This is a genomic window from Bacillus cereus group sp. N6 (assembly GCF_016483705.1).
Taxonomy (GTDB): Bacteria; Bacillota; Bacilli; order Bacillales; family Bacillaceae_G; genus Bacillus_A; species Bacillus_A wiedmannii.
In genome coordinates, this window is sequence record NZ_JAEHBI010000014.1 from 1 (window position 1) to 25759 (window position 25759).

Here is a 25759-nt window from a genome sequence, read left to right on the forward strand (position 1 = left end):
ATTAAGAATCAGTGCAGCTTTATTTAACTCATTGAAAAATTCCGGTGTTCGTGAATGTGTACCTCAAAATTTCATTTGAGAACATAATTTGATTAAACCTCAAATGGAATACCCTTTGAACAATTTAACCCTTAGTAGAAAACTACGAGGAGTTAAATTGTTATGTAAAAAGTTTGTTTAATTATTAGCAGTTTTTGGCGGTTCGGCAGGTACAATTGCTAGTCCAAGTCGAGCAACCTAAGAAAAGAAAATACCCCAAAACGAGAAAATTAGCATATCCAGGTGAAAATGTACAATTTTTTTGTTTTGGGGGTATTATGAAATTCTTAAGTTGATGGGCATGCAACTGTACCCCATATTAGAAAAAACGATATTTTGATGCTAAGTTATCGTGCAAGCAAGAGCATTAAAGTTCTATCGCCAATTCTTTTTTTGATATAATAGATGCGTGGCAGAAATTAGATAGAAAGATACTGCTAGTAATTTATACTTAAAGTAGGGAGATTGAACAGAGTTATGGGGAATGAAAAAGAAATTAGTTCCGCTAAATTAATATGGAGGATGACGCGCCCGCATACATTAACGGCGACGTTTTCTCCTGTAATTTTAGGAACAGTAGCATCACTTTATGTTACAGACATTCATTGGCTTTTATTTATTGCGATGATGGTTGCATGTTTAGCATTGCAAATAGCAACGAACTTATTTAATGAGTACTATGATTTCAAACGTGGATTAGATACCGCTGATTCTGTTGGCATCGGTGGCGGAATTGTCCGTCACGGATTGAAACCAAAAAATGTGTTAACAGTTGCACTTTTATTGTATGTAGTAGCAGCAATTATTGGAGTTTATATTTGTATGAATAGCAGCTGGTGGTTAGTCGTCATTGGTTTAATTGGGATGGCGGTTGGCTATTTATATACAGGTGGTCCATTACCAATTGCGTACACGCCATTTGGAGAATTAGTTTCTGGATTGTTAATGGGGACATGTTTTGTACTCATTGCTTTCTTTATTCAAACGAATACGATAACGACTGAAAGTGTATTAATTTCCATTCCAATTGGAATTTTAGTAGGTGCAATTAACATGTCGAATAACATCCGAGATATCGAAGAAGATATTAAAGGTGGAAGAAAGACATTAGTAATCCTACTTGGGAGAGAGAAAGCAATAGTAACACTAGCTGTAGCCTTTTTCGTTGCTTATTTATGGATCGCCGTAATTGTATTGATGGGTTATATAAGCCCTTGGGCATTAGTTATGTTCCTAGGTTTGAGAAAGCCAATCTCTGCCATTCAAAGTTTCCAAAAAGGAGCAAAGGATCCCGGATATATGCGCATCGCAATGAAATCAACAGCGATGACAAATACGATTTTCGGCTTCTTATTGTCAGCAGGATTATTAATTAGTTATTTGTTTTAAATAAAAAATATTGTTACGTGACTAAACCCCAATTTCTCGATTTTAATATGGAGAGATTGGGGTTTTTATTTTTGTATTTATTTAATAATGATCAAAACCTTTTATAAATCTACATTATGTAATAGATTAGTTGAGGTAAAGATCAGGATGATTAGAGGAATGATTTTTATATTTGTCTAAGTTATAGAGGTTTTCAATAAAAAAATAACAAAATACAATATTTTTTTATTGAAAAACGATAAATCACATGTTGATCTTTAAAAAAAGATAGACAAGGATGAAGAAGAATGAAAAAAATATTTTTAATTGGATTTTCTACTATAGCTTTAATTATTATTGGTTTTGTCTCTTACATTACATTAACAACGAAAGATCCATTAAGTGACAAAGAATTTCCAAAAACTCAAGAAAAAGCAAAGGTAACTGCTATTGAATATTTTCAAAAAGAAAAACAGTTAGATGTTGTTATAACTAAAGTTGGGGTAGTGGGAGAAATAGGATATAAAGTTTGGATCGAAGGACATGAGCTGAATAATAAACAACAAAAAATTGATGCAATTATAGATGTTGCAAAAGAAGATAAATATAAAGTAATAAGTTCTAATATTAATTAAATATCAATTGTTACGTATAATTCATTATAGAATACAACCTTTAAAATGAAAAAAGCGCTATCCTGTTTGTAGAAATATACAGAAAGGATGGCGTTTTTTTATGAATCTTTTGATTCAAGAGGAGTTTCATTATTCGCTGAAGAATTACAGCTATCGCTATCTCCACATATTCTTCAATAACTGGAACAAGATCCAGGTTTTGTAAAACGTAAAAATAAGTATGTTGCAAAAGATTTAGCTGCTTTATGTATATGGATTAGTCAACATGTAGCAAGCGATTCTCTTACTTGATTATGTAGTCAGCTTTGTGCAAATACAGCTACAATTATGAGTACAGAAGGACTTAATCAACGTTTTAACCGATGTGCTATTTTATTTTTACAGCGTGTATTTTCCCTTTTAATCAAAAGCAAACTTTAAAAACAAATAAAAATATCAAGCATGTGAGCATCAAGAACGGAAGTGCATGGAATATACATCTTTAGCTTGATGGGTATGTGGCGGTACCCCTATGCCAATCAAGCTAATATTTTGAAATGCCCCAAAAACGAAAATTTTATCTTTTCATAGGTGTCCATGAGAGTTGAACTCATTTTTTCGTTTTGGGGTAATTTTGAATTCTTAAATTGATGGCAATATGGTGAGACCCTTTAATCGTAATTAGCATTATGATAATCGTTATTTAAGCTGGGCACTCTTCCATGGGGACGATATTCTATGTGAAAGGTATTATGTTATTACTTGTATTGAGGCTCTTCATGTTCAATTTGTTGAAGACGAGGATTTAAAGATTCAATAATTTCTTGAGTTTGTTGTGCTGCACCTTTATATAATTGTTTTGCTTGCTTGTTATCAGTATCAAGAACAAATCCTTCTAGGCATGCTTGAGCACTCTTTAATCCAGCGATAGTTTGTTTAAGTTTAGTGCTTACTGTCATGTAGTATTCCTCCTTGTAAATGTACTTCAAAATATAGAATGCCTATTTTGTTATCATCGTACGACTTCCAATTTTAGGGTTATGCGAATGAGAAATTTTATAGTTAATCATTCAAAGAAGGATTTTGTTAGCTAATAGATGCATGGAATAGTTTTGTCCCAATAACAAAAACTAGCAGAAATAAAACGATAATATATAAAGGAGATTAAATATGCTGAAAAAGATAGGAAAAATTTTCCGAGTATTCCTCTTTTTATTTATCGGTGGATGTTTAGTTTTGTTTGTTTGGGGTGAAATTGACAGAACGATAGCCGAAAAAAATGGGGTATTTAGCCAGAATTCTAGTCAATACCCTATGCGTCAAAGTGATATTACTTTGTATACAGATGGGAAACAGTTAAACAATCAACTATTCTCAGATATAGAGAAAGCAAAGCATTACGTGCATGTTAACTTTTTTTCTATTGCTGATGATAAAGTAAGCCATCAGTTTCTAGAGTTATTGCGGAAAAAAAGTCAAGAAGGTGTAGAAGTATACTATGCTTTGGACAGGTTAGGTGGAATTTTACTAAAGAAAAAGGAAAGAGAATTATTAGTTAAAAAAGGAGTTCATTTTACATATTACAATAAACCTGCTTTCCCTTATCTTTTTTCTTCTTTGGATCATCGGAATCATCGTCGTATTTCAGTTATTGATGGAAAGGTTGGTTACATTGGTGGATTCAACATCGGAAAGAAGTATTTGGGGGAAAAAGAAAAACTTGGTTATTGGAGAGATTATCATCTTCAAATACGAGGAGAAGGAGTTCAAGATTTAGAACAACAATTTGTATTAGACTGGAAGAGAAACTCAGAGAAACCGATTCCGATACACAATGCGGTAAAGGAAAAGGGAGCAACCTCGCAACGATTTACTGCATATTATAGTGGAGAAAAACTTGGGCAAGATTATAAAATGCTGTTTCAACAAGCAAAAGAATCCATTATTATATTAACACCTTATTTTATACCAAAAGACAGAACTATTTGGAACGCATTAGTAGATGCAAGAAAGAGGGGAGTCCGTGTCAAAATTCTATTCTCACCTCATTCGGATGCACTATTAGTTAAAGAAGCAGCATATCCATATATCCGAAAAGCATTAAAACAGGGGATGGAAGTATATGGTTACAAAAATGGGGTGTTACACGGTAAAGTATTTTTGATTGATGAAAAAGTATTGATGGTTGGGACCGTGAATTTTGATTCACGCTCGTTTCATTTAAATGAAGAAATGAACTGTTATATTCATGACCCTATCTATATTTCGAGAATAAAACCAGTGATTAATGCAGACTTACAAAATTCAAAGCAAGTAACATCCTCTGACGTCAACCAATTATCTATAAAAGAAAAAATAAAAGAAAAGGTTGCAAAAATGTTTGAGTATTATTTGTAAAGACAATGTATTTTTATACTTGGATAACAGGGGCTATATGCTTAGTGATTTTACATATTTTCCATGGAATCAGCTGGGTAGTTGCTACAAGTTCGATAGAAAAGGCTGTGATTGATGTATTCCACGATCTCTTCGTGGAGAAGCAATGGCATGGCTTTAGGACCAGTATTAGATCTTTGGGTAATCTTAGGTTGATGGCGGTACCCCATCGCCATCAACCTAAGAAAACAGGTCACCCCCAAAACGATAAATAGGCTTTTTTCACAATAAAACCTAAAAATTTCGTTTTGGGGGTGTTATAAAACTTTATCTTGATGGAAATGGGGCGGTACCCCTGGTTTTAAGTTAAAAAAATCCCCGGAAATAAACCTTTTATAAATATGATTATTTTATTTCGAAGGGCTCCTTATAAATCTTAGCTATATATTTTACGAAATCAATGACGGGATAGTGTATGAGGGAACGGTGCTGCGTAAAATGGATCCCTTCTTTTTCCATTTTCGAAATGAGTTGTTCAATTTCCAACTCTTTTTGTTGTATCCTATTATAATTTTGATATACAATGTTTTTCCATTGATAGGAAGAACCGTGAAAAAAATTCTCCCCTTTTACCCTGTGACTAAATATAATTTCTATTTTTTCTCTACGTTGTTTTTCCTTCATATGCGCTTCCGTTGACTGCATGTTTATCGCCTCTTCCCTTTTTGTTGTATACTGTTTCACAAAATTTGGTCTAACTCATCATAGCCAATGTGTATTAAGCTTGTTGGGAATTGTCGTTTAAGGCTATCTCATCAACTATATTTTTTTCAAGCGCTTAATCTAATATATTGGATTATAATCTTACGTCTAAATAAGTTGATAGTGTATATAAAACACTATCAATCTTTATTATAAAACGATTCTTTATAGGCATGCACCTTTTTACACTCACCAAAATTTACAACATGACGAGTATCTTTATCCATGAATGTTATTCTGTATTTACTGAGGTTAGTTTTTATTTTGACTAACTAACATATTGTTTGCCTCAATATCTATTTTATAAAAAAGAAAATAGATGTAACGGTCCCTCTTTTGATAAAAAAATCCTATGAAAATATAGCACTCTTAAAGAGTTTTGTTACAAGTTTGTTATGTTTGATTTAAAAAAAGGAAAGTAATATTTATTTGTAGAAAATTTTTAGAGATAAAAATAAGCTGAATATTCATGGTAAGAAAAGGGGGCACTTATATGCTAACAAATGATTTAGATTTCCGATTAGAACCACGTTTAAAAGAACTGTATGAACAACATAAAATAAGAGCGCAGAAGATAGACTGGGGTTATCATGAGTTTTTACCATGGGATAAGGGAATGGACTTTAAAAGAGTTCCTTGGGATGAAAGTCAAGTTACTCTCCCTTCTGGTGTAATTACGGCCATTGAAACAGCTTTATTAACAGAAGTGAATTTACCATGGTTTACAACGTATTTATCTGCGACTTTTAAAGGTTCCCTTTCTGTTATTACAGACTTTATTCATACGTGGACCTCAGAAGAGGATCAACATTCGAATTTATTAGAGACATATTTACTACTCACTCGAAGTGTAAACCCTAAACGTATACATGAATTAAGAAAATCAGTCGTTGAGTGTGGATTTGAGCCTGATTTTCATACACCAATCGAAGCCATGACGTATACGACGCTACAAGAACTTGCAACAATGGTGTTTTACAATAATGTAGCTAAGGTGGCAAGTAAGCATGATCCAGATCTGGCTACATTATTACGCCGTCTTGCAAAAGATGAAACACTTCATTATGCGTTTTATCGAGACGTTATTCGAACACATTTAGAATTGGAACCAAATTATTGCTACCATATTGCCAATGTGATTAGGAATTTTAAAATGCCAGGTGCCGTCATGCCTGATTTTGAAAATAGAATGGCTGTGATTGCAAAAGAAGCAAACTATGGGCCACTACAATATTTTGATCAAGTACTTGATGTAGTGGTTGAGTATTGGGGGTTAAAAGACTTACGACCAATTGCCCCTCTAGCAGAAAAAGCAAGAATTGAGATTTTGGAGTATCATATAAGATTGAAAAAAATACGGGATCGATTTGGCCGTTTTCAAGGGAAAACTGATCTACGTTAATGAGTAGAGATTTCAGAATATACGCGTGGGAATTCCCTTTTCTTTTATTTGAAATCTAGAACGCTCTCTATTATTTTGCGGCTGTTTTCCTTAATTTAACTTCCGAAGAAAAAGTTATTGACACCAAAAATAAACTCATGATATTATTAAATATTTGATAAAAAACAACATGTGTGTTAAGCTTGAGAAGGTTACCACATATGGAGGTGGGTTATATGTTTCAAATTGGGGATAACATTGTTTATCCAATGCACGGAGCAGGTATAATTGAAGCCATAGAAGAAAAAGAGTTCTCAGGGAAAAAGCAACTTTATTATGTCATAAAAATGTCCATTAGTAATATGCAAATCATGATTCCTAAGGGCAAAATATTGAGTTCGAATATACGCCCAGTTATTGATATACTTACATTAACGCGCATTATACACATTTTTCAGCATGGAGAATCAGGCGAATTAATGCCTTGGAAACAAAGGTATAAAGTAAACACAGATAAAATAAAAACGGGTGAAATACAAGAAGGTGCTGAAGTTATACGTGATTTAATCCGTATAAAGAAGGAAAAAGCACTGAATACAAGCGAAAAAAATTGTTGGATGATGCATATAAATTTTTGGTCAGTGAGCTAGAATTAATTAAAGGAATCACTGAAAAACAAATAAAAAGTTTCTGTTGAGATTTATTATAAATACTGTATGACATTCCTCGGAAATATCCTGAATTCTCTGGGTATATGATGATTATTAAAAGGAAAGTATTTCAAAGATATTCAATTTCTTCAACTCACTTTTAGAGTAGATACCTCTTTTGTTATTACTTCAATCTAATCCATTTTTATTTTTAAATTTCTTTTACGAACGTTTGAAGTTTCATCAAATAACTCGATTAAATAGTCACTTGATTTTTACAATCCTGATTCACACTGGCACGGACAAGGAGCCGTAAGGATGAAAGAGAGGTAGGGCTTTCATTGTTTTAGGTAATATATTATCTAAGTCATTATTTCTAGAAGAAAAAACAATCAATCTCACCACTATCTGTAAGAGTGCCTTATATCTACTGAGACGGTGAATAGTAATTGTTTATCTTCTTTACGTAAAATTGATAAACGAACTGGTAACACCATATGGTCAACTACAAAAAATTGGTTTCCAGACCAGGAAACCAATTTAAATTTTATTTACATACCAATAGTAAATTAAGCAGTAAGAAGGAGTACACACATGAAAAAAATGTTAACAAAAGAATTAAGTAATGAATTAAAGAAGCGAGAAGGGATCATCTCTATTACAGTTGAGTCTTATGAAAAAATCGAAGTTGGTGGAATTCGTGTAGATGGACCAGCTATTATTCTAATTAATCAAGAATAGGTAAAAATAGTTGCATACAAGGAGAAAAGGATCGGCCTTTAAGAGAAGGGGGATCCTTTTTGCTTGTTGCAGCTAATATGGGATATACATAACTTTTATCTGATTTGTTGGGATTAAAAGGAAGGAGAGGGTCGGGATTATCATGGTGGAGAGCTTAATATTGGTAGGATTTCTTTTTACGTTATATAAATTAGTTGATAAAAAACAAACTAATTATTTAAAACGATAGATTGTTTCCTTTTTAAGGGCTAGATTTATTTGAGAGTGAAATGGATTATTTAAAGGAGGAATTTAGATGGATGCAAGGAAAGAACGCATAAAATACGAGAAGATGTCAAAGAATTATGATCGTATTTATTTAGTTTCGTTTATCCTATTAATTGTACTTGTTTGTAGTAGTGTGATTATCATAGGAGCTACAGGGGGAAAATATGGAGTGTTTTTATTGTTAGCAATTTTACTTAACGCACGTATTACGAAAGAATCTCAAAAAAAGTATGAGTACTATTCTAATAAAGGGCGTATTTAAAATGATACATATCCTGAAAGGAACAACCTAGATGTACATTCAAAATATCCCTATATCATCACCTATTAACTAGTAAAAGTAACTTTATATAAATAATTTTTTAGTAATGTAGAAATAGAAACCGTATCTTATTAAAATGTTATTTCCGTTCATATAATGAATTATCCTTCTAGCATATTTATAAGATTTACATCATATATTAGGAGAAAGAATGCGAGTTAGAAAGGAGTCTTATAGAATGAGTTATTTGGAGGGAAATGACTTTAGTAAACAAAATATGGTAAGTGTGCCTAATCCCTATGTATATCAGACATTACAATCAGTAATTGGTAAACATGTGTTTATTGAAACTGTAAGAGGAAATATAAGAGGTAAATTAAAGGATGTGAAACCCGATCATTTGCTCATTGAAGATACGGTGCCATATATTGTACGCATTCAACAAATTGTATGGATTATGCCAAAACAATAATCAAATTACATGTAATTTGATTCATAACAGATTAGCGTCATAGAACATCAAATAAAAACACAGGGTTTTATCTCTGTGTTTCTTCAAATTTTCGTTTTTGGATATATGCTTGAGCATGGATAATTTCTTTCTGAAGTTCTTTTAATTCTTTCGTAGATCCAGATTCAATCCTCATGTACGTAGTAACTAGACTAATCATCATATCCATCTTCTCTACTATATTTTGAATGACCTGTTCAGATTGCTCTTTTTTAGGGTGTTGTATTGCTATTAAAGCATTTTCTATATAATTGTTCTTTCGTTGCTGGATATCATAAATAAACTGTTTTGTGTTTGAGTTCATTTGTTATTCCTCCGTTTTGGATATACTTCCATTCTATCATATTTGAATGTAAAATATTAGATTACCCTAAATTCACACCTGTCCTGGTTTTAAGGTATTCATAATGTGTTCTAAATCAACTTTGATGTACTGAGACTGTTTTTTTACTGTTCCATTTCGAAAGTATCCAGGAAACTCATTTTTGATATACACCATATTATTTAGTTTAAGTCGCGATATCATAGTATTTCTTTTGGTTTTTTATTTGATTCAAATTCATTCCAATTACAAAATTATAATAGCATTTCAATAGTAAGGCTATCTCTGCATTTTATCTTTATACCGTCATGCTATTATCTTGATATAATTATGTTGTATGTAGTAGTAAAGGAAATAGTGAAAGATTTCTAATTGGTTAACATATAAAATGAACTATTTCTTCCTAACAATAAAATAAATCGTGGAGAAGATAAAAGATGCAAAGAACAATATTAATTGTAGAAGATGAAGATATTTTACGTGAAATTATGAAAGATTACTTATTAAACGAAGGGTATAACGTCTTAGAGGCGATGGATGGGAAAGAAGCGTTATCTATATTTGAAGAGCATGAGGTGCATTTAATTATTTTAGATATTATGTTACCGGAATTAGATGGTTGGACGGTTTGTCGGCGAATTCGGAAGAAATCTAATGTACCTATCATTATGCTAACGGCTCGGGTGGATGAGGATGATACTTTACTTGGATTTGAACTAGGAGCAGATGATTATGTTACAAAGCCGTATAGTCCTCCTATTTTATTAGCAAGAGCCAAACGATTAATGGAAAGCCGATATTCTTCCGCTGTTAATGTACCAGCTGAAGACACATTAACGAGTAGTGGCATCCATGTACATTTTCCTTCTCGTACAGTAACTATAGATGGAGAAGACATAAATTTGACTCATACAGAATTTGAAATAGTAACGTATCTCATGCGAAATCAAGGAATTGTAATTTCGAGAGAACAACTAATCAATAAAATTTGGGGTTATGAATTCGCTGGGGATGATCGCACTGTTAATAGTCATATTCGTAATTTGCGTCATAAATTAGGACAAAAAGCAGCTTGTATTGTAACGGTTGTACGAGCTGGTTATAAATTTGAGGGACAAGTATGAAAAAAGGAATTGTATTAAAGTTATTTATGTTAACAACAGCATTATGCACACTTATTTTAGTAACTATTTTTATTGGACAAACTATATTTTTTAAGCAATACTACGCAAATCGAAAAGTGAGTGATATTAAAACAAATATTCAATCCTTTGAAAAAGCATATGTAAAAGCTGGAGATGATGCGAAAGTAATTCAAGAATTAGAACAAAATTTCTATCAAGAGAATGCGACATGGATTACAACGTTAGATCGTGCAGGTAATATAAAATATGCAAATGATTTTTCTATAGAAATTCAATTAGACCCTAACGAAAATAAGAGATTTTCTGAACGTTCCATTCACATACCGTTGTATAGTTTTATCAATTTAGAAGATATACAAAGGATGAAATATAGTTTAGAACAAGGGAGTCATATTATTATCGATGGAGTACAGAAGGGGGGTATAGTAGTCCCTGCGATGTTAACAATAAAAGAGAAGAATGTTGGGCTAGAGAACAAGCAACTGTCAGAAAGATTGTATGGGCCAAAAGCTGTATCTTCAAAAGAAAGTTCACAATTATATTTATCAGGAAGCATTCAGAACGTGCAATTACCGGAGGGGACTGTAGGAACGAACTTTATATATGGAAATCGTGTGCTTATAGATAGAATAAAACAATTTCAGGTTGATTTATTATTGGAGCAAAAATTTAATGATGTTACTTCTATAGAAATAATGGATTACGAAGAAAATGATATTAAATATAAGCTATTAATTAAACCAACAAAAGACGCAGAGGGTAAGACAAACTATATATTTGCTATGACATCATTGCAACCAGTTGATGAAGCGGTGCAAATGATAAAGGATTATTATGTATATTTAATTATCTTTGTATTGATTTTAATTGTTTTAATATCGTTCTATTATTCAAAAAAAATCGCCAAGCCATTATTACAAATAAATGATACTACAAAAAAAATTGCGGGTTTAGATTTCTCAGAGACGATACCTATTACGACAAAGGATGAAATAGGTGATTTATCACAAAATATAAATACACTTTCTAAAGCTTTGCATTCGTACATTCATCAATTACAGCAAGATATCGAGAAAGAAAAGCAATTAGAAAATACACGTAAAGAATTTATTGCAGGTGTTTCACATGAGTTAAAAACACCTTTAAGTATTATGAAGAGCTGTATTTCAATTTTGGAGGATGGCGTTGCTAGTAATAAAAAGGAGTATTACTTTAAAGCAATGTCAAAAGAAGTAGATAAAATGGATATGCTCATTATTGATATGCTTGAGTTAGCGAAATTCGAATCTGGTACATATAAAATGGAAATGGATGTTTTCCATATTGATGAGATGATCGATTACATATGTGAGCAATTAACCTCGGATATAACAGCTAAGCAACTACATGTTCATAAACAACTTTCTAAAATTGAAGTTGTTGCAAACCAGCATCGCATAGAACAAGTTATAACGAACTTTATTACGAATGCGATTCGTTACACACCAGAGCAGGAGAATATTATTATTTCTACAATAGAAGAGAATGAACGTGTAAAAGTATGTGTAGAAAATAAAGGGGCTCATATTGCACCCGAACATTTAGAGAAAATATGGGATCGTTTTTATAGAGGGGATACGTCTCGTCAACGCTCCAAAGGTGGAACAGGATTGGGCCTTGCTATTTCAAAAAATATATTAGAGCTACATGATGCGGAATATGGTGTTTCAAATACAGAAGATGGAGTATTATTTTTAAACAAAATCGACATTATCTGCATTTTATCTTTATCAGCATTCATTACTATTTTCATTAGAAAGAGAATGAAAAGTTGATAAGGAGATTGTTAAAATGAAAAGAAGAGCAATATTGCTTTTGCTTATTATTATAATAATAATGGGTACAGGCGTTAGTTTCATACATGCTAAAGGGCACAAAAACATATCAAAAGAGGATTTACGATTAAAAGGAAAAACTATTGTAATTGATCCAGGGCATGGTGGAGGAGATAGAGGGACGAAAGGAAAGAAATTAGGAACGATTGAAAAAGAGCTTAATTTAAAAGTAGCACAAAATATAAAGAAAGAATTAGAAGAAAGAACGGATGCAAAAGTTATATTAACACGTGAAAAAGATACGAGCTTACTTCCAGAAACAAAGCAAAAGGAAGAATTACAAGCGCGTGTCAAAGTAGCGAAAGACCATGCGGCGGATCTTTATATTAGCATTCATCATGATGCTTTTGAGGATACAAATGTAAAAGGAATAACAACTCATTTTGGATCTAATAAAAGGAAAGATAAAAAGTTAGCTAAGACCGTACAAGAAGCTATTTTTAATCAAAATATAGACAGCCGTGATAGAGGCATTCATGGAAGTGATTTTCTTGTCTTACGAGAAAATCCTTCTCCGGCTATCTTAATTGAATTAGGGTTTACATCTAATGCGAGTGATGAAAAAAGAATGAATTCAGAAGAATTCCAAGCAAAATCGCAACAAGGTATTGTGGATGGCGTTATTAATTATTTTACGATGTAATAAAATAGGCAAATAGAAAAATACTATTCTTTCTAAATCTTAATTAGAAAGAGTAGTATTTTTTATTTTGGGTGTATATTTATTTTTCAAATTTAACAGTATTAATGAAACAAGTTCTTTTTTAGGTAAACACAATACGCTATTCTTTAACTGATTTCGACACTATCTGCATTTTATCTTTACCTCTCTCTATTAATCTATTTATTGTAAACACCGGTTGAAACGAATGATTCAGTCGAACAAAGGCTCAGCCTTATAAATAATGAAAATTAATAGGGAAAGGATCGGAAAATCATGAAAGAATCGAAAAGTAAGAAAAAAACAAGTGTAGTAACGAAGGCAATCATATCTTTAGGAGTTGTTTTAGCAACGACCTTTTTCACATTCTTTTTAATTGGGAAATGGAACTCTACCCCAGCGAAGGGAGTAGCTAATGAAAGTAGTAAACAAGTTGATACGCAACAACAAGAAAAGAAAAAGGAAACACCATCGGCAAAACAGAAAAGACCTGATGGAAAACCGTTAGGAAAGGTTGTGTATTTAACATTCGATGACGGTCCTAGCGAATTAACTGGAAAATTTTTAGATGTACTAAAAGAGCAAAATGTTGCATCGACATTTTTTATGCAAGGTAGCAATTTACAAAATACAGGTTTTCAGGAAAATGTAAAAAGAGCGGTAAAAGAAGGACATTATATTGGTGCTCATAGTATGACACATAATAGTGATAAGCTATACAAAAAAGGACAATTTGTACCGGAGATGAAAGAAACGTTAGCTCTTATCCATAATATTACGGGTACAACGCCTAAACTAGTTCGTCCGCCATATGGATCTGCTCCAGGATTAAAGGGTGAGGAAATTCGTAATCAAATTGTAGAAGCAGCAATAAAAGTTTGGGATTGGACGATAGACTCAAACGATTGGAAATTAAAAGATAATCCAACGCAGATTATCGAAAATGTAAAGAAACAAACAACAGAAGAAGTTGAAGTTGTATTAATGCATGAAAAGGCGCAAACATTACAAGCACTTCCGGAAATCATTAAATTCTATAAGGAAAATGGATATGAATTTGGTGTTTACAATGATGCAGATCATTTTCGACTAAATTTCCAAAAAGATCAACGTCTATAGTATATACATGGTTGTCTTTAAAAAGTGATTTTAAATTATTAAGTTACTACTTTTAATGTGTGTAATATCTATATAAAGCTAATATAAAAAGGGAAGTGAACTATTGCAATTAGCAATAATTCACTTCCTTTTTATTTATATCAATTCATATTCCGCACCATGAGATTGACCGTTAACAAACCATTACAGGGGTTATTAAACACATTTTCTTCAATCAAATTTCATAGAAATAAGGTTATATCGTTTATCGAAAATGTAGTTTTTGCAAGAAAATATTTACATGCCTTCCCGTAAATATGTTAGAAAAATCTTTGTAGCACTTGGAAATGTTTGATGTTTTTTTCAAAGAATATTTAGTCCAGCCTCTAGCTTAGGAGATAGGGGGCGGAAGCAAAGCGTACTTTCCTCAGACGTATTCATAAGCTTATCAATACACACTGCGTAGCCTATATTTTCTTTTACGAGTAAGGATGCATTATAGAGTAAATTATATGTACCTATAACATTCAAGTTTTCAATTTCCTCTCCAAGCCATCCTGATAATTCATTACTTACAGCGGTTTGTCTTGATATGATAAGAGGTTTATTTAGTAAGTCTGTTGGATGGATATAAGCTTTTTCAGCTAAGGAACTGTCTTTTCGCATAAGTACGCCCCATACATCAGTAGCTGGCAACTTTAAGTAGTCATATTTTTGTTTATTTGCTGGCTCCATAACGATACCAAAATCTAATAAACCACTATCTAATTTTGTTGTAATGTCATCAGCGTTGCCGCTATATAAATGAAATTTAATGCTGGGATGATGGGCAACAACTTTTTTTATAGTTTTTGCAATGAACTGCATTGCCTCTGTTTCTCCAGCTCCAATATGGATTTCTCCACTAATAATTTCAGATTGTTGATTAAAATTAGCTTCTGTTTTTTCTACTAAATCCACAATTTCTTTTGCGCGCTCTAATAAAAACATACCCTCGTCTGTTAAAGTAATTTTTCGATTTCCTCTTACAAACAAAGTAGTTCCAAGCTCTTCCTCAAGGTTGTTTAATTGTCTTGATAATGTAGGTTGTGATAAATGTAATGAATTCGCAGCAGCAGATATATTTTCTTGCGTTGCTACCGCAATGAAGTAGCGTAATACACGTATGTCCAAAAAACTCTTCTCCTTCATATGCTTATTTGTTATAGGAATGTATTCAATATAGGTATTTGTTATCTTGATAATACCATTTTATAATCACATTACCAAAATCATTGATGAGAAGTGAAAGAGGAGTTGAAGTGTTTTTTATGAAGAATTCAAAAAGTGTATTAATTTTTATATTAGCAGTAGGGGTTTTCGGTATTCTTAATACTGAAATGGGGTACATTGGCCTGCTCCCGGCATTATCAGATCATTTTGATGTAAGTGTTTCGAAGGCAAGTTTAATGGTTAGTCTGTTTGCGCTCGCCATTGCGATTGCGGCTCCAACGCTTCCTTTAGTTTTTTCGGGTGTAAATCGAAAAACGGTGATGTTGGTAGTACTAGCAATCTTTATTATCGGTAACATTATTTCAATTTTCACAACGAATTTTACAGTTGCTTTAGTTGCACGGGTAATTCCGGCTTTTTTCCATCCAGTGTACGTATCGATGGCTTTATCAGTAGCAGCAACTTCAGTTAATACAAAAGAAGCTCCAAAAGCAGTTGCCAAAGTATTTATTGGTGTTTCAGCTGGTATGGTTTTAGGTGTACCGATTGTTAACTTCTTAGCAAATGTATTTACACTTGAAATATCTTTAGTATTTTTTGCACTTGTTAATATTGCTGCGTTTATTATGACGATCGTATTTATTCCCTCTATGCCTGTTCAGGAAAAGCTTTCTTATGGTTCACAGCTTAAAATTTTAACAAAAGGCATCACATGGCTATCAATACTTGCTGTAACTTTCTTAAACGGAGCAGTATTTGGAATATATAGTTATCTAGCTGAATATTTAGATGTTGTAACAAAAATGTCGCCGTATATGATAAGTATCATGTTATTTGTTTATGGGTTAGCAAATATTATCGGGAATATTCTTGCAGGGAGATTACTGACAATAGCTCCTGTCCGTATGGTAATCATGTATCCAATTGCTCTAATTGCATTATATATTGCCTTTTTCTTTGTAGCAGACCTTACGATTCCAACGGCAATTATTATTGTAATTTGGGGTGTTTTTGGCGGGATTGGGGGGAATGTCAACCAATATTGGATGATGTCTTCAGCACCTAATTCACCTGATTTCGCTAACGGATTATTTTTAACTTCATGTAATTTAGGGACCACAATTGGTACCGGGATTGCAGGGATAATCATTGCACAAATTGGAACGAAATATATTTTATTTGTAGGTATGTTTGCATTAGTATTAGGGTTTATTTGTATTCTGCTTCGAAATATGTTGTATAAATCTACAAATGCCTAAATGCTATTTTACGTTACATTACTGAGGAAAAGTGTATTCGAGGTGTATTAGTAAGAAAATGAGTAAGTTTTTATTGCTTTTTATTGTAATGCCACTATTAATTGCTTGTGGTAGTGAAATATTTAATACGTAGCAATCCTATAACTATGAGAAAGTTTGTTTGTGATTACAAAGAATTATTCTTATAATAATATAAATAATCTATTTTTGAGAATTAGAAGGGATAGCTATGCAAGGTAAAATTATTGTTATGTTTCAAAAAGATTTTCGTTTATATGATAACCCAGCTTTATTTGAGGCTGTTCAGTCTGGTGAGGTTCTTCCGGTATATGTACAAGATGGAACTTTTTCAATAGGAAGTGCATCAAAGTGGTGGTTACATCATGCTATAATAGATGTCCAAAAGCAACTTGAGGCATTGGGATCTACTTTAATAATTCGCAAAGGAAATACACTGGAAGAAATACTTTCTCTCATAGAACAGTTAGGTATAACGGCTGTATATTGGAATGTTTGTTATGATCCAGACAGATTACAATCTAATCAAAAAATGAAAATAGTATTAGAAGGCAAAGGTATTGTCTGTAAGGAATTTAATTCGCATTTATTATTAGAACCGTGGATTATTAAAAAGAAAGATAACACTGAATATAAGGTGTTTACGCCTTTTTACAATGCATTTCAAAAGCAGGAAATACCTAAGCCTATTAGTAAAGTGCAGCGTATAAAGGGAGGAAACTCTTTACCAGCAAGCTTATCTGTTTCAGAATTACATTTGCTGCCGACTATACGGTGGACATCTCATATTGAATCAATATGGGAGCCTACAGAAGAAGGGGCATACAAAGCATGTAAGAAATTTTTCTCTAGCAAATTAGCCTCTTATAGTGAAGGAAGAGACTTTCCAAATGAAAATGCTCATTCGATGTTGGCACCTTATCTTTCATTTGGCCAAATATCAGTGAGATGGATGTATCATTACTTAATAAATAAAAGTACCGAAAGACAATGTAGTCTTTTTGAAAAACAAGTGAATAGCTTTATACGTCAATTAATTTGGCGAGAATTTTCTTATTATTTGCTATATCATTACGCATTTACAGTATATAAACCTCTTAATAAGAGCTTTGAACATTTTCCGTGGAATAATGAAGAGGAGTTATTAACAGTATGGCAGAAGGGTGAAACTGGTTATCCGTTTATTGATGCAGGAATGCGGGAACTATGGCAAACAGGTTTTATGCATAATCGGGCAAGAATGGCTGTAGCCTCTTTTCTTGTAAAGCATTTGTTAATTCCGTGGCAGGAAGGAGCAAAATGGTTTATGGATACACTACTAGATGCTGATATTGCAAATAATACAATGGGGTGGCAATGGGTTGCTGGAAGTGGGGCAGATGCATCACCGTACTTTCGTATTTTTAATCCCATCACACAAGGAGAAAAGTTTGATAAAAATGGAGAGTATATAAGAAGATGGGTACCAGAATTAAGAGATATCCCAAACAAATATATACATAAACCTTGGGAAGCACCTGAGCATATTTTACAAAAATCCAATATAAAACTTGGGAATACATATCCTTATCCGATTGTTGATCATAAGGCAGCACGAGAGAGAGCCCTTTTTGCATATAAAAGTATGAAAGAATTTGTATGAAATAGGTTAAACAATATGAATTTAGAATTTTAATATTAGAATTTTATCCATTACAAGGACATACTAATCATATAAAGTTTCTATAATCTTCTAGTAAAAAGGAGAATGTTTATGAAAAAATCTAGTATTATAGTATTTTTACTAACATATGGTTTGTTTTATGTTTCGAGTGTTTTATTCCCTATTGATCGTACTTGGTATGATGCGTTAGAAAAGCCGTCTTGGACACCTCCTGGTATGACAATCGGAATGATATGGGCTGTATTATATGGACTTATTGCATTATCAGTTGCAATTATTTACAACAAATATGGATGTAAGCCAAAAACATTTTGGTTTGTATTCCTTTTAAATTACATGTGCAATCAAGCGTTCAGCTACTTTCAATTCAGTCAAAAAAATTTATTTTTAGCAACAGTAGATTGTTTACTAGTCGCTATTACTACGTTACTTCTCATAGTGGTTTCTTCCAAATTATCTAAAGTATCGACATGGTTGCTAATTCCATATTTTTTATGGGCCACATTTGCTACATATTTATCTTGGACCATTTATAGTATAAATTAAAGAAGTAAATGAAAACTTGAGCATAATAAAAATGCTCGAGTTTTTATGTTTACTAATGAAAATCTAAAATATAGAATATATACATCTTAGGGAGGTCATCTTTGTGAAGAAATGGATAAAAATTACGCTGTACTCTTTACTAGGTATTTTACTTATAGGAAGTATTAGTTTTTTTGTTTGGTCTCAGTTTACTTATAAACCGACGAAAGAGGCTTTATCGTTAGTAGAGGATAAAAAAGATGAAGAGAATATAGTTTTTGGAGAGAAAGATGGTAAAATAGGGGTTATTTTTTATCAAGGAGCTAAAGTAGAAGCTGAGGCTTATAGTTACTTAGGAGAAGCTCTCGCAAAAGATGGGCACTTTGTAGTAATGCCTAAGTTGCCATTAAATTTAGCGATATTTGGAATCAATGTGGTAGACAGTGTAATGGAACAGTATCCTGAAGTTCAAAAATGGTATGTTGCGGGGCATTCAATGGGGGGAGCTATGATTTCTAAGTATGCCTTTCAACATGAAGACAAGATAGACGGGATCATTTTCTTAGGTTCGTATCCTGCAGATGACTTCTCTACGAAATCGATTCCGATGTTATCAATTTATGGGGAAGTAGATGCTTTAGCAACAGTAGAAAAAATAGAGAACAATAAAAAGTTCATGTCAAAGAATACAACTATGCACATGATAAAGGGCGGAAACCATGCTCATTTTGGCATGTATGGTGAGCAAAAAGGTGATAATGCGAGCTTAATTACGCCAAAAGCACAGCAAGATGAAACAGTGAAAGTAATGGAAGAATGGTTGTTAAAACAATGATAATGAATGTAATAAAGTGATCGAAGAATTCTTCTTCCTCAAAATATCTTAATGGTAGGTTGGAGAGGGAATTAGGAGCCAGCTCATAAGAGTAGGCTCTTTTATTTAATTTCTACCTCTAATTGCTTCCTTATTTTCTCCGGAATATCCTTTTCAGAAATAACGTCGTAAGAATAGACATACTTTCCTTTCACATGAATTTTTAAGTAAGTTTTTCTTCTAAAATCATTAAGCGTGTTCGTTCCAACTTTATATTCTTTTTCATTGCTTAATTCATCAACACCTTTTAGTGAGTACATAGCTCTTCCTTTATGATGATAATCTGGAACACCATATCCTTTCGCAACGGCATATACATTTTTTTCTTCAGCAATCGGATTAAATCTGTCTAAATCTCCGCGTAATATGAAAGGTAGTAAGTATATAGGGAGGCCTATTCCTAGTATGCAAATTACAAATTTCTTCATGATCGTTTCTCCTTTTGTCTATTTACATTTTTGAGTATAGAAAAAAGTTCTTATGAATATAGAGGGAAATTCTTTAAGTTTTTCTTAATAAAGTTTAACTTTGTGAAAAAAACTAATTTGAGCATTAAGTTTACGAAATGAATAGCCAAATAACCTGTTTTCTTTATTTTTTGATGGTAGGTTATTAGGTTTTATATTGGTATGAGTGAATTAAGAAATAAGTGAGATTTAGGAAATAGAATGAATTTATCTTACAGTAATAAGAGAATTACCTAAATAAATGATAGTGAGAACAATTAAAGAAAGCATCTAGTGGGGTGCTTTTTTCTTTTGAAACAGAGAATCTCATGGGTCGGTTACATGTAATTTCGTGCTGTGCTTCTAGGTCATTGGAAAATCCAACAATAAAAAAAGAGGGGGAAGGCGTTTTTTATTGAAGTTTGTTAATGATAGATTTTTAACTTGAGAGGGGGATTGTAAAATAGATTATTAATCTCTTTGGTAATTTTTATTTTCCTTATAGTTGGCATATTGTATTAGAAATTTTAAATTTTGAAGGGAGAATCAATAAGTATGGGTAAGAAAAGAAGAATAAGTAATAAGTTATTACTTATCAGTGCAATTTTTACAATAGCAATTCCCTCAGTCTCATATGCGGAGGAAGTAATTTCACCTGAAAATTTTAAGAGCTCTTCAAATTTGTATAAGGGACGGAATACGGAAATTTTGAAAACAAATTTATATCCTAATACATATAATAATCCATTTAACCACCAATTTATTTCAAAATTAAAGGAAGTAAACACAAATATAAAAAAAATAGACAATAGTGATGATGAAAATCCTATTATATCTACTACTCTTTCATTTATTCGCCATATGAATAGTGAAGATTATAAATCTGCATTTGATTTAACCTCAAGGTCATTACAGAAAATAATATCCGAAGAATGGTTGAAGAGCTATTGGGAGGGACTTCCAGTTCAATTACAAGCAGGTTCTTTTATAGAAATTGGAGAGGTTACACAAAAAGAGACAAATCCTGTTCATACAAATGTGGAGATTCAATTAGTTTTTGAAAAAATGACTGTACCTTTACTAATTAAACTAGATCCATCTGGAAAAATAGACGATTTTCAACTAAGCATGTCGTTTAGTCCTGTTGCTGAGCGTCCATCATATAGTAAGCCTGAATCATTTGTTGATAAAGAAGTAGTAGTTGGAAGTGGTGCATTTCCATTACCAGGAACATTGTCGGTTCCAAAAGGAAATGGTCCTTTTCCAGCGGTTATTCTTGTTCAAGGATCAGGAGCAACTGATCAGGATGAAACAGCGTTTGCTTTAAAACCATTTCGCGATTTAGCTGAAGGTCTTGCATCGAAGGGAATTGCTGTCCTTCGTTATAATAAACGAACGTATGAACATGGGTTGAAAACACAATTCAGTCCCTTCTATACAGTTGATAAAGAGACAACAGATGATGCTCTTCTTGTAACTCAATTTCTTAAAAATGAGCCTCTAATAAATAAGAATCAAATATATATTCTTGGTCATAGTCAAGGTGGAATGATGCTTCCGAAAATGATTGAAAAAGACCAAAATCAAAATATTGCTGGGGCAATTGTAATGGGTGGGCCAGCTCGTACGATTCAAGACGTTGTTTTAGATCAATTTGAGTATCTTTTTTCTATTGGAGCAATGAACCAGGAGCAATATAAATTCTACAAATCGCAATTTGAATTATTAAAGGATCCAAATTTCTCTGGTCAGAATCCTTCAAAAGATTTTTACTTAGGATCAGCAGTATTTTGGGATTCTATTCGGAAAATTAAAGCAGCAGAAATGTCAAAAGAACAAAAGACACCGCTTCTTATTATTCAAGGGGAAAGAGACTATCAAGTTCAATCAAAAATCGAAATTCCTCTTTGGAAAGAACAATTAAAAGAACGAGATAACGTTGATTATCAGCTATATCCAAAGTTAAATCATTTCTTTACAGAAGGGGATGGAAAAATAAGTAAACCGGATGAATATTATAGTCCTGCTAATATTCCTGAGTATGTTATAAATGATATTGCTGCTTGGGTGCAAGGAAGATCGCAATTAAATTAGCAACTATATGTTTTAATAAAGACTTTCTTTCTGTAATCAAACTAGAAACATTATTAGGTTATATGTTTTTTAGCACTCTTTTAAAAAGAGTGTTTTTTTATTTTCCTTTGATTTAATTAACGAAAAAAAATATCTTATACTCCTTTTGTAACTTTTTTAAATAGAAATTTTCTATAAAATAATGGACTTGTCTTCCAAACAAAGCGTTATTTGTAACCCTGTTATCAAAGCAAAGTGCTCGTGACATTTCTTTGATATTCAAAAACATTAATAACCTATTGTGTGAAGTTTTTTGAAAATTTAGGTTTAACATCTTTAAAATAGGTGTATTACATATTACATAACAACTAAATAAGAAAATAAAAAATCTAAGGGAGGAAAAATACAATGCATAAGAATGAAAGAAAACCGGTGGTTCATGAATATGAAAATGAACAGGAAGTAGTTATGAAAGTAAAAGAGCTAGAATTGCAAGGGATTCGCCAAGATGACATTTACGTTTTAACACATGAAACACATCTAACAAAAAAGATTGCGGATGATACAAACACAAATACGATTGGAGTAAAAGAACAAGGATTGGGTACAAGTATTATCAACTTTTTCTCCAAAAAAGGGGACGAACTCCGAAATCAAATGGAGGAAATGGGGTTGTCGAGGGAGGAAGCTAATTTATATGAAGAAAAATTAGATCAAGGGAGAATTTTACTTCTAGTAACAGCTGAAACACCAACGGCGAGTGATAGACAGCCGCAAAACTATCATTCTCTCTAATAGATTGCAACATCTGATAAATAGGTAAGTTAATTATTTTAGGTTGTAGTATGGAAGAAAATAAAAGTAGAGAAGGGTGAGAAAAATGAAACATACAATATTTAAATATGCTGTGATTGGGATTACGACCGGAGTCATGGTCTCCCTATTAAAAAAAGAAAATCGGAAAGCTATACAAACAAAAGGAAAAAGCGTAAAAGACAAACTACAAGAAGGAAACATAAAGGAAACATTAGAGAAGGTAACTGAGACAAGTAAACAATTCTCTGTAACTGCAGCTAATGTTGCAAAACAAACATTACCACAACTGCTTACAGCCACACCGGTTGTCATTTCTACTATTAAAGATTTAACAGAAAACGAAAATAACAAAAAGAAAAAAGATGAAAAGGATAACGAAATAAATCAAAATAGTAAGGACATAGACGGAGAAAAAACGAAAAATGAAAAGAAATATATGAAAGAAGGGAAAGAAGAGAGTGCTTAGATTTAATTCTAAAAAGAGAAAGTGAGGAAAAAAGTATGAAATCTCTGTATGCAATTGATGTAGGAATTGGTTTTACTAAGCGGGCATATCGACAGGATGTAGATTCTGAGGTGACGATTAAGAGTGAAGCTTCCACACTAGCCCCTGTACCTAATCATGCTGAAAGTGAAGATTTAACAAAGGTAAGTTTTATAGACTTAGACTTTGCATACTACATGGGAAATGAAGCACATCAATCTGACGTTTCATTTCTTCCTCCATTTGAAGAAGAAATAGAAAATTATTATGAAAGCGAACAGTTTAAACAACAAATATTTGGTTGCATTGCAATGGATTATAAAGAAAATGTCGTGTTACCTTTAGTTGTGACCGGGCTTCCCGTTACTTATTTTGGTAGTCAGCATGAGCAATTACAAAATGTATTAAAAAAAGAAACTTCCGTGCAAATTGATGGGAAATTTATTAATATTACGGTGGAAAATGTTTTGATTCTTCAGCAACCGGTTGCTTTACATGCCTATTTCTTAAAAGAGGGAATCATTCAGGAACAAGATCGTATCTTAATTATTGATGGTGGATTTCGTACATTAGAAATGACAGATATGAAACAGAATGTCATTTTAAATCATTATGAGACGGAACTAGGATGTAGCAAGCCTTTGAAAAATATTAAGAATATCCTGCAGAATCATGCAGGGGAAAGTGATGACTTGCATATTAACGACATGCCAAAAATATTAGAAAAAGGATATGGAGGTCGAGAAGAAAATCATCAGACAAGTCAGGTTAATACTTTGATTCAAGAAGAGTTGGATACACACTTCCAAGACGTTATGCGTGTATTACAAGAACAATTTAAGTTAGACCAGTATGACACTATTATTTGGACAGGAGGAATAGTAGACATCCACAAAAAACGAATTGAAAAAATGCAAGGTGAAATTTCTTCTTTCCGTATGGTAGACGCTTCGAAAGAGGCAGCACTTCATGGATACTATATGATTGGAAGTCAAGTATTTGATGACATCACCAATCAATCTGCATATGAATCCAAATTATAATAACGACCGAAATGGAGTTCGTTGAATAGACGTGCCAAATTATGTGGCTTCTTTTCCACATATAAATAAGAAAAGATACAAAGTGCTTGTATAGAGGAAAAGTTTAAAATTTAGAATGAAAATAACTAATATATAGGAGGTCTTCCTTGTAACAGAAGAAGACCTCCTATGCCATTTAGTTTGTAATTTAGAGGATCTAAAAACTTTTCCTCCAAGACATGAATACCTACATATAAATTTCATATTACGGATATTATTCGATGAAACATAAAACTATTCAGAAAGGAAGAATAATATGGAATGCATAAAAATGCCGAAATGGGATTGGTATCATGTGAAAACTAGTGAACTTGAAAAACTTTCTTCTATAATCCCTCGTGATGTAACATCTTATTTCTCTCAATTTGTAAAAAAAATAAGTTCTCCTTGTGAAAATGGATTATATGTTTATACGTTATCACCAAGTCAAACTTGTGTATATGGTTCGTTTTTATATGATCAAGATAAAAAGGACGCCAAAATTCAAAAATTTCTTCATTATTTCGTAGCTCATGGAATAATGATAACGGTCCAGGAAAAAGAGGAAGAGGATTTCCAAAAATTAATACATAATTTCCCTATGGGTATAAAAAAATGTAATAGTTCCGCTGAAGGATTATGTGCTATCTTATCAATATTTATATCTCACTATTTACGAAAGGTTGACTATTTTGAAAACAATTTCAGAAATGTGTTATGGGATTTTTATCATCATAATAACATAGCAGTTTTAGAAAGAATTTATCATATTCGTCATGAATTATTTATGAACACACATGTGTTTCGCTTAATACAAGAAGTGTTGCAAGGCTTGGAGGAAGCTTGGTTAGAAAACCTAACAAACACCCTTTGTTATAAACAAACACACGTAAAATTAGAGCGTGGATTACAACTTGTTAAAGAGTACCAAGAAGAATTAGACACGATGATTCATTTACAAGAAGTTGTTTCTTCTCATCGTGGGAATGAAATTATGAAAGCTCTTACTGTATTAACTGCTGTAAGTACGCCTTTGACGGCCTTAGGAGCATTGTGGGGGATGAATTTTAAATACATGCCTGAACTGGAATGGAAATATAGCTATTTAATCGCTCTCTTATTTATCATTTTCACAACAGGGGGGATGTATTTGTATATGCGAGTCAAAGGATGGACAGGTGATTTATTACGAGTAAAGAAAAAGAAATCTTTTTTTAAATCTAATTAATCCTGTTTATAAAAAATATGATAGATATT

The 25759-nt window shown here is 32.4% G+C and carries 25 protein-coding genes and 4 pseudogenes; 23 read left to right on the plus strand and 6 right to left on the minus strand.

Annotation, left to right across the window (positions count from 1 at the left end):
- The 4 genes and pseudogenes from JDS99_RS32015 to JDS99_RS12540 all read left to right on the plus strand — a co-directional run.
- Positions 1-79 (plus strand): annotated as a pseudogene (locus JDS99_RS32015) (spore coat protein); the annotation flags it as partial.
- A 437-nt stretch (positions 80-516) separates the two neighbouring features.
- Positions 517-1428 (plus strand): 1,4-dihydroxy-2-naphthoate polyprenyltransferase, encoded by a 912-nt coding sequence (menA, locus tag JDS99_RS12530; protein WP_098858023.1) that lies wholly within the window; start codon positions 517-519, stop codon positions 1426-1428.
- Positions 1429-1715: 287 nt separating this feature from the next.
- Positions 1716-2042, plus strand: coding sequence for a hypothetical protein (locus JDS99_RS12535; RefSeq protein WP_199695151.1), 327 nt, complete (start codon positions 1716-1718; stop codon positions 2040-2042).
- Between the two features lie 100 nt (positions 2043-2142).
- Positions 2143-2459: pseudogene (locus JDS99_RS12540) on the plus strand (IS4 family transposase); the annotation flags it as partial.
- 320 nt (positions 2460-2779) lie between these two features.
- Here the strand turns inward: JDS99_RS12540 and JDS99_RS12545 are convergent.
- Positions 2780-2980 (minus strand): DUF1657 domain-containing protein, encoded by a 201-nt coding sequence (locus JDS99_RS12545; RefSeq protein WP_000218933.1) that lies wholly within the window; start codon positions 2978-2980, stop codon positions 2780-2782.
- 211 nt (positions 2981-3191) lie between these two features.
- Here JDS99_RS12545 and JDS99_RS12550 point away from each other — a divergent pair, with 211 nt between their 5' ends.
- Positions 3192-4418: a phospholipase D-like domain-containing protein gene (locus JDS99_RS12550; protein ID WP_098858024.1), complete on the plus strand. Its 1227-nt coding sequence runs from the start codon at positions 3192-3194 to the stop codon at positions 4416-4418.
- A 384-nt stretch (positions 4419-4802) separates the two neighbouring features.
- Here the strand turns inward: JDS99_RS12550 and JDS99_RS12555 are convergent, their stop codons facing one another.
- Positions 4803-5102, minus strand: a complete 300-nt coding sequence (locus JDS99_RS12555; RefSeq protein ID WP_199695152.1) for a hypothetical protein — start codon at positions 5100-5102, stop codon at positions 4803-4805.
- Between the two features lie 550 nt (positions 5103-5652).
- On the opposite strand from JDS99_RS12555, the gene JDS99_RS12560 reads away from it, so the two are divergent.
- From JDS99_RS12560 to JDS99_RS12580, 5 genes and pseudogenes are all read left to right on the plus strand, one after another.
- Positions 5653-6561 (plus strand): acyl-ACP desaturase, encoded by a 909-nt coding sequence (locus tag JDS99_RS12560; RefSeq protein WP_000957101.1) that lies wholly within the window; start codon positions 5653-5655, stop codon positions 6559-6561.
- Between the two features lie 200 nt (positions 6562-6761).
- A pseudogene (locus JDS99_RS12565) lies at positions 6762-7237 on the plus strand (CarD family transcriptional regulator).
- 547 nt (positions 7238-7784) lie between these two features.
- Positions 7785-7931: a BC1881 family protein gene (locus tag JDS99_RS12570; RefSeq protein WP_000738548.1), complete on the plus strand. Its 147-nt coding sequence runs from the start codon at positions 7785-7787 to the stop codon at positions 7929-7931.
- 295 nt (positions 7932-8226) lie between these two features.
- Complete coding sequence (locus tag JDS99_RS12575; protein ID WP_000340034.1) at positions 8227-8460, plus strand: hypothetical protein; 234 nt, start codon at positions 8227-8229, stop codon at positions 8458-8460.
- Between the two features lie 238 nt (positions 8461-8698).
- Complete coding sequence (locus tag JDS99_RS12580) at positions 8699-8932, plus strand: YuzF family protein (protein ID WP_098858025.1); 234 nt, start codon at positions 8699-8701, stop codon at positions 8930-8932.
- A gap of 67 nt (positions 8933-8999) precedes the next feature.
- On the opposite strand, the gene JDS99_RS12585 is transcribed toward JDS99_RS12580, so the two are convergent.
- Positions 9000-9275 carry a hypothetical protein gene (locus tag JDS99_RS12585; RefSeq protein ID WP_001087713.1) on the minus strand — a complete coding sequence of 92 codons (276 nt, stop codon included), beginning with the start codon at positions 9273-9275 and terminating at the stop codon, positions 9000-9002.
- A gap of 455 nt (positions 9276-9730) precedes the next feature.
- Here JDS99_RS12585 and JDS99_RS12590 point away from each other — a divergent pair, with 455 nt between their 5' ends.
- From JDS99_RS12590 to JDS99_RS12605, 4 genes are all read left to right on the plus strand, one after another.
- Positions 9731-10417: a response regulator transcription factor gene (locus JDS99_RS12590; protein WP_001189873.1), complete on the plus strand. Its 687-nt coding sequence runs from the start codon at positions 9731-9733 to the stop codon at positions 10415-10417.
- Complete coding sequence (locus JDS99_RS12595) at positions 10414-12252, plus strand: sensor histidine kinase (protein ID WP_242475732.1); 1839 nt, start codon at positions 10414-10416, stop codon at positions 12250-12252. Before JDS99_RS12590 ends, JDS99_RS12595 begins: the two co-directional genes overlap by 4 nt.
- A gap of 16 nt (positions 12253-12268) precedes the next feature.
- Positions 12269-12955, plus strand: coding sequence for an N-acetylmuramoyl-L-alanine amidase family protein (locus JDS99_RS12600; RefSeq protein ID WP_199695153.1), 687 nt, complete (start codon positions 12269-12271; stop codon positions 12953-12955).
- A gap of 294 nt (positions 12956-13249) precedes the next feature.
- Entirely contained in the window at positions 13250-14092 is an 843-nt protein-coding gene (locus JDS99_RS12605) for a polysaccharide deacetylase family protein (protein ID WP_199695154.1), read from the plus strand.
- A gap of 276 nt (positions 14093-14368) precedes the next feature.
- On the opposite strand, the pseudogene JDS99_RS12610 reads toward JDS99_RS12605, so the two are convergent.
- Positions 14369-15244 (minus strand): annotated as a pseudogene (locus tag JDS99_RS12610) (LysR family transcriptional regulator).
- 104 nt (positions 15245-15348) lie between these two features.
- Here JDS99_RS12610 and JDS99_RS12615 point away from each other — a divergent pair.
- The 4 genes from JDS99_RS12615 to JDS99_RS12630 all read left to right on the plus strand — a co-directional run bounded on the left by JDS99_RS12615 (position 15349) and on the right by JDS99_RS12630 (position 19583).
- Positions 15349-16542, plus strand: a complete 1194-nt coding sequence (locus JDS99_RS12615) for an MFS transporter (RefSeq protein ID WP_199695155.1) — start codon at positions 15349-15351, stop codon at positions 16540-16542.
- 229 nt (positions 16543-16771) lie between these two features.
- On the plus strand, positions 16772-18202 hold the full coding sequence (locus tag JDS99_RS12620) for a cryptochrome/photolyase family protein (protein WP_199695156.1): 1431 nt from the start codon (positions 16772-16774) through the stop codon (positions 18200-18202).
- Between the two features lie 111 nt (positions 18203-18313).
- Complete coding sequence (locus JDS99_RS12625) at positions 18314-18769, plus strand: TspO/MBR family protein (RefSeq protein WP_141542865.1); 456 nt, start codon at positions 18314-18316, stop codon at positions 18767-18769.
- Positions 18770-18872: 103 nt separating this feature from the next.
- The gene (locus JDS99_RS12630; protein ID WP_199695157.1) at positions 18873-19583 is read left to right on the plus strand and encodes an alpha/beta fold hydrolase; all 711 of its coding nucleotides are present in this window, start codon (positions 18873-18875) and stop codon (positions 19581-19583) included.
- A gap of 101 nt (positions 19584-19684) precedes the next feature.
- Here the strand turns inward: JDS99_RS12630 and JDS99_RS12635 are convergent, their stop codons facing one another.
- Positions 19685-20050: a YxeA family protein gene (locus JDS99_RS12635; protein WP_199695158.1), complete on the minus strand. Its 366-nt coding sequence runs from the start codon at positions 20048-20050 to the stop codon at positions 19685-19687.
- Positions 20051-20623: 573 nt separating this feature from the next.
- Here JDS99_RS12635 and JDS99_RS12640 point away from each other — a divergent pair.
- Positions 20624-22162: an alpha/beta hydrolase gene (locus JDS99_RS12640; RefSeq protein ID WP_199695159.1), complete on the plus strand. Its 1539-nt coding sequence runs from the start codon at positions 20624-20626 to the stop codon at positions 22160-22162.
- Positions 22163-22274: 112 nt separating this feature from the next.
- Here JDS99_RS12640 and JDS99_RS32020 read toward each other — a convergent pair whose 3' ends face one another.
- Positions 22275-22430, minus strand: a complete 156-nt coding sequence (locus tag JDS99_RS32020; protein ID WP_088063940.1) for an acyl dehydratase — start codon at positions 22428-22430, stop codon at positions 22275-22277.
- Between the two features lie 119 nt (positions 22431-22549).
- Here JDS99_RS32020 and JDS99_RS12645 point away from each other — a divergent pair, with 119 nt between their 5' ends.
- The 4 genes from JDS99_RS12645 to JDS99_RS12660 all read left to right on the plus strand — a co-directional run bounded on the left by JDS99_RS12645 (position 22550) and on the right by JDS99_RS12660 (position 25730).
- Positions 22550-22936, plus strand: coding sequence for a YflT domain-containing protein (locus JDS99_RS12645; RefSeq protein WP_199695160.1), 387 nt, complete (start codon positions 22550-22552; stop codon positions 22934-22936).
- 85 nt (positions 22937-23021) lie between these two features.
- Complete coding sequence (locus tag JDS99_RS12650; protein ID WP_061671948.1) at positions 23022-23423, plus strand: hypothetical protein; 402 nt, start codon at positions 23022-23024, stop codon at positions 23421-23423.
- A 35-nt stretch (positions 23424-23458) separates the two neighbouring features.
- Positions 23459-24484 carry a ParM/StbA family protein gene (locus JDS99_RS12655; RefSeq protein WP_199695161.1) on the plus strand — a complete coding sequence of 342 codons (1026 nt, stop codon included), beginning with the start codon at positions 23459-23461 and terminating at the stop codon, positions 24482-24484.
- Positions 24485-24779: 295 nt separating this feature from the next.
- Entirely contained in the window at positions 24780-25730 is a 951-nt protein-coding gene (locus JDS99_RS12660; RefSeq protein ID WP_199695162.1) for a magnesium transporter CorA family protein, read from the plus strand.
- The last annotated feature ends 29 nt before the right edge of the window (positions 25731-25759 follow it).